Source organism: Streptomyces sp. ATLC9 (assembly GCF_057196705.1).
On record NZ_JBXUOY010000452.1, the window covers coordinates 1 to 2,420 of the forward strand.

Annotated in this window: 2 protein-coding genes and 1 pseudogene; all 3 read right to left on the bottom strand. The window is 76.3% G+C overall.

Translation table 11 applies throughout. The annotated features are described in order from the left end of the window. On the bottom strand, positions 1–813 hold an 813-nt coding region (gene cobM / locus AC2CJA_RS26140), incomplete at its 3' end, for a precorrin-4 C(11)-methyltransferase (protein ID WP_484605135.1). Between the two features lie 92 nt (positions 814–905). Further along, positions 906–1,745, bottom strand: coding sequence for a precorrin-2 C(20)-methyltransferase (gene cobI, locus AC2CJA_RS26145; RefSeq protein ID WP_484605134.1), 840 nt, complete (start codon positions 1,743–1,745; stop codon positions 906–908). Beyond that, positions 1,742–2,420: pseudogene (locus tag AC2CJA_RS26150) on the bottom strand (cobyrinate a,c-diamide synthase); the annotation flags it as partial. The gene cobI and the pseudogene AC2CJA_RS26150, both read right to left, overlap by 4 nt.

Below are 2,420 nucleotides of genomic sequence, written 5' to 3' on the forward strand. Positions count from 1 at the left end.
GGTCCGCTCCCCGCCCTGCCCGCGGGCCTCCCGGGCCGCGCGCAGCGCCCGGCGCGCCTCCGGCCGCGCGCGGCGGTGTCCGTGGAAGTGCCCGGGGTGGTACAGGTGCGAGCGGGTGCCGGAGGCGGACAGCGCGGGCCCGACGAGGAACAGCGTGTGCTTCCACAGCCGGTGCTCCTTGACGGTCTCCTCCAGGGTGCCCACCGTGCACCGCAGCACCAGCTCCTCCGGCCAGGTCGCCTGGTGGGCGATGACCACCGGGGTTTCGGTCGGGTAGCCGCCCTCCAGCAGCTCCACGGCCAGCTGGCCCGAGCGCGCCGCCGACAGGAAGACCGCCATGGTCGTACCGTGCCGGGCGAACTCCCGCACCTCCTCGCCCGGCGGCATCGGCGTCTTGCCGCCGCCGAGCCGGGTGAGGATCACCGACTGGGCGACCTCCGGGATGGTCAGCTCCCGCCCCGCGATGGCCGCCACCGCCGAGAACGAGGACACCCCGGGGACGATCTCCACCTCGACGCCCAGCTCCGCGCAGCGGTCCACCTGCTCCTGGGTGCCGCCCCACAGCGCCGGATCGCCGGAGTGGACGCGCGCCACCCTCAGCCCCTCGCGGGCCGCGCGCCCGTAGACGGCGATCACGTCCTCCAGGGACATCGAGGCCGAGTCCAGGACCTCCGCGTCCTCGCGGGCGTGCTCGAGGACCTCCTCGCGCACCAGGCTGGCCGCCCACACCACGACGTCGGCCTCGGAGATGGCGCGGGCCGCGCGGAAGGTGAGCAGATCGGCGGGGGCGGGCCCGGCGCCCACGATGGTCACCTTCCCGGAACCCGCCGGGGTCCTCCCGGTGGTCCGTGCGGCCCCGGATCCCCCGGCGGGCCTCCCGGCGGCCTCCCGGGCGGTTGCGTCGGTCACAGCTTGCCTCCTCGGCTCTCCCGGCGCGCGGGGGCGATGAGCGTGGACAGATAGGGGAGTTCGGTGTCCCCGGAAGCCGGACGGCTTCCCGGACCGGCCTGCGGACCGGTGTCCGATGCGGTATCCGATGCGGTGTCCGAGGCGGTGTCCAGGTCGGCCGCCGGGCGGATCGACTCCTGGGGCAGTCCCAGCGCCGAGCCCCACACCGCACCCTCGGTGCGGCCCGTGGCGCGCAACGCGGCGGCGACCTCGCGCGCCCGCCGCCCGAACTTGTAGGCCACCACCGTCCCCGGCCCCTCCAGGGCCTGCCGGAGCACCGCCATCCCGGCCGTCACCGGCACCAGTGTCAGCGGCTCCGTCCCCTCGGTGAGCACCGCCCCGCCGCGCGCGGCCAGGTCCTGCATCGCGGTGATGCCCGGCACCGTCTCCACGACCGCCTCCGGAACCAGCTCGCCGACGGTCTGGGCGAGGTAGGTGAAGGTCGAGTAGACGTTCGGGTCGCCGATGGTCGCGAACGCCACCGTGCCGTGGGCGCGCAGCAGCCCGGCGACGCGTTCGCCCGCCGCGTCCCACGCCGCCTCCCGGCGGGAGCGGTCCTCGCGCTCGTTGAGCGCGAAGACCACCCGCACGACCCGCTCGCGCGACACGTGGTGCAGGACGGTGGCCTCGGCACGTCCCGTACCGCTGCCCTCCATCACGGGCACCACCACCACGTCCGCCGCGCGCAGCGCCTTGACGCCCTTGACCGTCACCAGGTCCGGATCGCCGGGGCCCACCCCGACACCGACGAGCCGCGGCCCGCCGGCCTCCCGCACCCCACCGCCGTCACCGCTCACGCCGCACACCTCTCGACACATCTTCCGACGAAACGCCCGGCCACGGACGGTTCCGCGGCCCAGTGCACATGCAGGTACGAGGCATGCACATTCCCCTTCACAAAGCCCTCGACCCGGCGACCCGGCCGGGAAGCCCTCCAGGTCAGCCCCCACGCGGGTCCGGCCCCGGCCTTTGGCCCGCCCGCCTCGGGATCCACCGCCGTGCGGTGGAACTCGTGGCCGCGCACCCGCGTCCCCGCGGCGGCCAGGACGCTGTCGCCCACCGCCACCGCCTCGCGGTAGCCGAGGGTGAGCCGCCCGGTCATCCGGGCGGTGGCGTCGAGCACCCCGCACATGGGCACGCCGTCCAGCTCCCTCGCCAGGTACAGCAGTCCGGCGCACTCGGCGGCGACCGGCGCCCCCGAGGCGGCCAGCTCCGCCACCGCCCGGCGCAGCGGCTCGTTCGCCGAAAGCTCCGGCGCGTAGACCTCCGGGAAGCCGCCGCCCACGACCAGCCCGGCCGTGCCCGGCGGCAGCGAGGTGTCCCGCAGCGGGTCGAAGACGGCCACCTCCACGCCCGCCGCCCGCAGCAGCTCGGTGTGCTCGGCGTAGGAGAAGGTGAACGCGGCCCCGCCCGCGACGGCCACCACGGGGCGCCCGCGGGGGGGGCCCGCCGGCACGGGTGGCGCCCACGGC